This is a genomic window from Sneathiella sp., from assembly GCF_041689005.1.
GTDB lineage: Bacteria > Pseudomonadota > Alphaproteobacteria > Sneathiellales > Sneathiellaceae > Sneathiella.
In genome coordinates this window covers 1-6,996 of the sequence record NZ_JBDNHC010000042.1, presented here as the reverse complement: position 1 = coordinate 6,996, position 6,996 = coordinate 1, and the positions used below count along the sequence as shown (strand labels likewise).

At 47.6% G+C, this 6,996-nt stretch carries 5 protein-coding genes and 2 pseudogenes; all 7 read left to right on the top strand.

The features are described 5' to 3' along the window. A pseudogene (locus ACESNI_RS05285) lies at window positions 1–385 on the top strand (hypothetical protein); the annotation flags it as partial. Between the two features lie 168 nt (window positions 386–553). After that, window positions 554–1,792, top strand: coding sequence for a sugar MFS transporter (locus ACESNI_RS05280; RefSeq protein ID WP_373085448.1), 1,239 nt, complete (start codon window positions 554–556; stop codon window positions 1,790–1,792). 154 nt (window positions 1,793–1,946) lie between these two features. Next, window positions 1,947–2,714: a ThuA domain-containing protein gene (locus tag ACESNI_RS05275; protein ID WP_373085447.1), complete on the top strand. Its 768-nt coding sequence runs from the start codon at window positions 1,947–1,949 to the stop codon at window positions 2,712–2,714. 270 nt (window positions 2,715–2,984) lie between these two features. Then, window positions 2,985–3,956: a serine hydrolase domain-containing protein gene (locus tag ACESNI_RS05270; protein WP_373085445.1), complete on the top strand. Its 972-nt coding sequence runs from the start codon at window positions 2,985–2,987 to the stop codon at window positions 3,954–3,956. A gap of 275 nt (window positions 3,957–4,231) precedes the next feature. Then, on the top strand, window positions 4,232–5,002 hold the full coding sequence (locus ACESNI_RS05265; RefSeq protein WP_373085444.1) for a ThuA domain-containing protein: 771 nt from the start codon (window positions 4,232–4,234) through the stop codon (window positions 5,000–5,002). A gap of 311 nt (window positions 5,003–5,313) precedes the next feature. Beyond that, entirely contained in the window at window positions 5,314–6,474 is a 1,161-nt protein-coding gene (locus ACESNI_RS05260; protein ID WP_373085443.1) for a lactonase family protein, read from the top strand. A gap of 152 nt (window positions 6,475–6,626) precedes the next feature. Next, window positions 6,627–6,996: pseudogene (locus ACESNI_RS05255) on the top strand (hypothetical protein); the annotation flags it as partial.

The window sequence follows — 6,996 nt, the reverse complement described above, 5'->3', positions numbered from 1 at the left end:
TGAAAGCCCTGAAAATCAATATAGGTGGCTATCACCTAATGGGGAGGAAGAAGAATTTAAGACATTAAAGAGTCTTAGCAAAGCGAGCGGTCTTGAAAAGCATGGTATAACAGTCGATTATGATGTTTTTGAGTATCTTCAGAAACCGATCCAAGCACCGGTAGGTACACCGTTGGGCAATATGCCCGGTCCCGTTTATCACGCAGTAGATCTTAATTTTAAACTTAACCCTAAGGGGAAGGCAGTAGATGCAGGAGTTGGTATTCCAAACGTAAATGATGGCTTCACCGGAAAAGCATCGGATCTGGGGGCACTCGAAGTAGGTAGTCCCGCCGTGATCTACGGAGCGCGCGGCCTTGATCAGGGGCAAGAGTTCTACCGCTGATCAGGTAATAGTACGTGCTCATGCTCCTCGTTTATGATCAGATGGTAACTTGAAAAATGAGAGCATAAACCCAACTGTGGCGAAAAAAATCAATTTATAGAACCGATGATACGGGAACCTTTGTATATATCTATCAATTAAAATTAACTATATATAAATTATAAACACATGGGAGCATCAAGTAACGAATCAAATGCTACAAATCTAAAATTATTTTATGCGAGTTGTTTTGCAGTAATCACAAATGCCTTCTCATTTAGTATAAGAGCAGGTATTTTACCACAATTAGGAGAGGAATTAAATCTTTCTGCAGAAGAATTAGGATATATCAATTCTATGTGGTTCTTAGGTTTTCCTATTTCTATGGTTATTGGTGGATTAATCTACAACATTGTTGGAGGAAAAGTAATAATGCAATTTGCTTTTTTTGCGCACGCAATTGGAATTATTATGACAATATATTCTGGAAGTTATGTTGGATTACTAATTTCTACCTTATTAATTGGCGTCGGAAATGGATGTACTGAAGCGGCTTGTAACCCAATGATTGCAGATGCATATGAAGGAAATATGATAATTAAAATGATGAATCGTTTTCATATGTGGTTTCCAGGTGGAATTGTAATTGGAGCCTTAATTTCTAAATTCATGACTGATGGTGGGTTGAGTTGGGAAACTCAAATTTGGGTGATTATGATTCCTACGCTAATATATGCTTATTTATTCCTCGGAAAGACTTGGCCTAAAGCAAAAACTCAAGAGGAGGCTTCGTTGTCTGGTAATTTTAAAGCAGTGGCAACTCCATTGTTTATTTTTATGATGGTATGTATGATATTAACTGCAATTTCAGAATTTGGACCTCAACAATGGGTTGGATTGATACTTGCAAAAAGCGGTGCAGAACCTATGTTGATTTTAGCTCTAGTAACAGGATTAATGGCAGTTGCTAGATTCTTTGGTGGAGATGTTGTTAAAAAATTCGATCAAACTGGTGTCTTTTTAGGATCTGCTGTTTTGACGGCTATCGGTATATTTTTATTTAGTACTCAAACTGGAAGTATGGCCTATGTTGCAGCAATCATTTATGCTTTAGGAATTGCTTATTTCTGGCCAAACATGCTCGGATTTATAGCTGATAAAATTCCGAAAAGTGGTGCTATAGGTTTGTCAATTATCGGTGCAGTTGGAATGTTCTCTGGTTCAATCTTTCAACCAATTATTGGAGGTTGGATTGATTCTGATAAGGCAGCCGCCGCAGCAACAGGATTGACTGGAGACGAATTAGATTTAGTTGCTGGTCAGGCCACATTACAAACTATGACCGTATTCCCTGCCATATTAATTGTATTATTTGTTATCCTTTTTGTATGGGTGAAAAAAAATAAAACAACAGCAGTAGCGAGTTAATTTCAAAAATAAAATAGCGATCCCTTTAGTAAAAAAAACTCACTAAATGAGATTTATTTTAAAAACCAATCCAAAATTCAATTATAATTTAGTAAACTTTAAACCTAAAATTCGTATGAAACCAATACCATTTTTACCGAAAAGGAGTAGAGTAATGACTCGTTTTTTCATTCTTTTCGCTATGGCGTTCAGCCTAGCGACCGTGCTCTCCGCCCAGACCCAGAACACCTCCGAGGTCTACATGTCGACCCATCAGCCGCGTGCTCTGGCGTTAATCGGAGACCGCTATCACTCGCCGGTCCACATCCGTAATGGGCTGATGGGCGCGCTGGCACTTGAGAACATCCCAGTCGTCTACATCGAAAACCCTGAGGTGCTGACCGCCGAGACCCTGAAGGACTTCGATCTGCTGATCTTCTTCAAGGACGGTATGATTTGGCCGAACGGATACGAGCGCGACTCACAGGTGATTTGGATGACCGAAGAGCAGCAGCAGGCCGTCTCGGACTTCGTGAATAACGGTGGTGGGTTTCTGGCGTTGCATAACTCGCACGGACTCTACCCACCAGACGGACCCTACTACAAGATTTTCGGAGGAGACTACGGCGGCCATCCGGCTCCGGAAGAGTTTATGATCCGGATCGAGAACAAAGATCACCCTATTACGGCCGGCGTTGAGGACTTCAGGACCTTCGACGGGCAGCACATGAGTAAATACTATGGGGATCGCGAGCACTTGCTGATGCGAAATATTTCGGACGCAAACAAATCCGCCCCGGCTGGCTGGTGGCGGGAGATAGGAAAGGGACGATTTGTCTATCTCGCGCCCGGACACACGCCAGAGGCGCTGGGACACCCAATGATGCAGCGGCTGATTCGCAACTCGGTAAGATGGCTCACGCAGCAGACAGATGACAAGTAAATCGGAGTAATAATCATGTACATAATAGAAAACGGGATGAGAATGATACTAGAAAGTAGAAGTGAGGATATGCAGCAGAAAGGTCATAGCTGCCAGGCTAGTCTTTTGGGTTTTTCCAATCATACAAGGCGTCTGGGTTGCTATGTTGGCCTGTGTGTCCTGTTGACGTTGGCTTGTGTTAGTCGAGGTACTTCGCAGACTCAAATGCAACAGGCTCCGAGTCCATGGCCCACGATCGCTTGGTCCGAAGCCAAGCCTGAAGCCGTAGACATGGACAGCGCAGCGTTGAAGGAAGCGGAACAAATCTATCCGCGTCTTTTTCCTAGCGGCTACAGCTTGCTCGTGATTCGGCACGGGTACATTGTGTCCGAGTCTTACTTCCACGGTCAAACTGCCGAGACTCCCAACCATGTTTATTCCGTTACCAAAACGTTTGTCGCGACGCTGTTGGGTATTGCCGTGCAGCAGGGGTGGATTGAAGGCGTGCACCATCGCGTGGCTGATTTGTTGCCCGAATACTCAGTTCACCCAAAGCTCGCGGCATTGACTCTGGAAGACGTGCTGACCCACCGCTCGGGCGTGCGAAACTTTGCGGACGTAAGCCTACTCCTTAAAGAGGAGCCACAATCGCCTCCCGGCACGGCCTTTGAGTACAGCAACTATGCGCCGAACCTGCTAACGGCCATTCTGGACAGGCTAGCCAAACAAGGGGTGGCGGGGGCTGCTTCTGACGTCCCTGCCTTGGCACAAGAGTATCTATTTGGCCCACTGGGTATTCACGTTACCGAATGGACAAAGGGCCCTCACGGAGTTCCCGAAGGGGGCAACGGCCTCCATATGACGACCAGAGATATGGCGCGCCTCGGCTACTTATTGCTGCGGGAGGGGCGCTGGGAAGACAAACAATTACTGCCGCCCGGGTGGGTACGAGCGGCCACGGAACGTCGAGTGGAGTTCGATCGAGAGAAAGGTTACGGATACCTGAACTGGGTCCGAAAACGCTCGGACATTGTGAAGACCGCACAGGGCAATCAAAACGTGCAAGGCTACTTTGCTTATGGACACCGCGGGCAATTTATCGGCGTGTATCCCGAGTTGGATCTTTTGGTCGTGACGACGGCCGATGCAACGGATGCCACGCGGGACACGTTTTTCGTACCCGATTTACTGCATGACTTTGTGCGCCGATTTGTTTTTCCAGCGTTAATCCCGTCACACAGTCCGCCGGTGGAGAAGAAGTAACGACGTTTCTCTCCGGTAAACCTTTGCAATCAGATGCTGATTCCGCTTTGCGACAAAATAAAAAACTCTTGACGAAATCAAAGAGATACTTAGATTTCGTAACAACACATTATAATTTAGTAAACTTTAGATCAAAATTCCGTATGAAACCAATACCATCTTTACCAAAAAAGGTTATCACGAGGCGATCAGCCATCTGGACGATGACAGGACTAACAACTGGAGTACTAGCCTCCCCCTTGGCTTTTGCCCAAGAGAAAGCCCCAGAGAAAGCCATGGTGTTTGCTCTGATGGGTGACCACTATCACAACTCCGAGTACATCCGCACGGCGCTGACTCGCGACATCGTTAAGGACATGGGTATATCAGTCAAGATGACTGACGACTACACATCTCTTAACGCTGAGACGCTGCAAGGTTACCGGATGCTCATCGTCCATCGCGACGGCCGCATCTTTCCCAACGGCTTTGGACCCCTCGGTGGAGAAAGGGAAACGGTAGAAGTCAGTGGAAAAGACATCCCTGTCGTCAGTGAGCCGCCTCTGGAGCCCACATCGGGCAAAATGATGACATGGATGCAACCGCACCAGGGCAAGGCCGTCCGTGATTTCGTGCAGAACGGCGGTTCGGCACTGTTCTTCCATAACGTTACGGACGTGGGGAGCAGCAATGCCGACTTTCGTGACGTCCTTGGCGCCGTCTATGCTGGACATCCGGAAATCCGACCCTTCAAGGTTAGGGTGAAAAGATCAGATCATCCGATCATGGAGGGAATTACCGACTTCGTTGTCACTGACGAGCAGCATTACATGGTGTACGACAAGGATCCAGCGCACATTTTGATGGAGTCCGTGAATGAGGATGGTTTCCACTATACCTATGAGGGTAAAGACCAGGGTACAACTGTTCCCGCAGTTTGGGCCTACGAATATGGGAAAGGCCGAGTCTGTTATTTGGAACCGGGTCATCTTCTGACAGCGCATTGGAACCCGATGTACCGCAAGTTGAAGCATAATGCTGTCCGTTGGTTGCTGAGGCAAAGCTGATAGCTTTCCCAACGAGACGCCGTCCGCCGATGCAACCGATGCCACGCGGGACACGTTTTTCGTACCCGATTTACTGCATGACTTTGTGCGCTGATTTGTTTTTCCAGCGTTCATCCAGTCACACAGTCCGCCGGTGGAGAGCAACGTCGTTGCTCTCCGGAAAACCTTTGCAATCAGATGCTGATTCCGCTTTGCGACAAAATAAAAAACTCTTGACGAAATCAAAGAGATACTTAGATTTCCTAATAACACACTAGGCCGGATACTATGAAATCCAATTATAATTTAGTAAACTTTAAAACAATTAAAACATGAACGAGCTGTTTGCACAAGACGAGGCGTCAAAGCATTACGCTTTCGTTGGGAGTTATACAGGATTTAAACTAGGGGAGCTTGGCTGGGTCGGCTCAAAGCAACCCGGAGAAGGCATCCTCACCTTTGCGTTTGACAGTTCCGATGGCTCGCTTGTCCCAACAGGCAAGGTGACGAAGCAAGATTCACCGACCTGGCTGGAGATTCACCCCAACCGACGATTTCTTGTTGCTACACACGAACTTTCTCACCACACCGGGGTACACGCCAGTGTCGGATTTGTGACGTCGTACAAAATCCAGCCCGATGGTGGACTCGGGAAGGTATGCACCCAGTCGACTGGAGGCCGAGGCAATACGTGTGCAACATTTGACCGGACTGGGCGTTTCTTGTTCGTAACAAGGTATTGGGAGGGTGGCATCTCGGTGCTACCGTTCGACCCCGATACCGGAATGATCGGCGAGGTTACAGCGCGGCCAGATTACACAGGTTCCGGACCGGTCCCCCTTCGTCAGACACAGTCTCATCCCCACGGTATTCATGGCGATCCCCGAACAAACTTGGTGTACGCGATGGATTTAGGCTCAGATAAGGTTCACCAGTACGTCCTAGATATAAAGACTGGGACACTGGCGCCGCAAGGTGACGTGAAGCTAGCCCCTGGGAGCGGACCGCGCGGCATAAACTTCCACCCGTTGCTAAAGGTGGCGTACGTGAATTGCGAGCTTGACGGCACCGCCATCGTATGCGCAGTTGACGATGAAAAGGGACTAATGCCGGTGCAGACTGTGTTCTGCTACCCGGAAGGCTTCGAGGCGCGCGGCAACCCGGAAAACCTCGGCAAGGCTGATTTCTGGGGAGCCGAAGGCTGCTTGTCTGCCGACGGATCGCACTACTACTACATCTGCCGGGTCCACCAGAGCATAGCAGTGTTCACCGTGGGACTTGACGATGGTAAGCTGACTTTTTCAAGCCGATGCGTGCTAGCGGCTAACTCGAATGCTCGGAACCTCACCCTCGACCCGAGTGGCAAGTATTTGCTTGTAGCGAGCCAGGACGCTGACCGTGTCGAATGTTTCCGAATTGACTCGTGCACCGGTGCACTTGAGCTTGCGTACAGTCAGTACGCCCCTTGTGCCGCCGACATCGCAGTCATTTGACAACGGAGAAAATGGGGACGGGCGTTGTTACTGCTAGGAATTTGCTTTCTCCGGGACTTGGTCAGACTTTAAGAAAAGCTTAAAAAAAAGAATAGTGGTAGCAAGTGCTTAGAAATTTACCCGCATAAAAATGCAAATCATATCTATAGATTATGAAAAACAAAAACACCATGAATTTCCGGGAAAGTAACATTGCTTGGTTGATTTTTCTTTGCCTTTTGGTTGGAAATATCTCAATAGCAAACGGTCAGTCCACACCAACCTACAATACGGCGAGAGACGGGAAAATATTCCAAATTTTTCAATTTCCCAGAAATCAAATGCCGCGGATCGATGGAGACAAAAGCGATTGGGCTATAGTTCCAAAAAACTACGTCTATGGTACTGATCTTTTGAACGATACCGAAGACGGTATGGGCACCAACATCGACCGCAAAGACATCGATGTAAAAGTAACCATTGGCTGGGTCAAAGGCCTGAACCGAATCTATTTTCTCTATGAAGCTTACGACAATTTTTGGG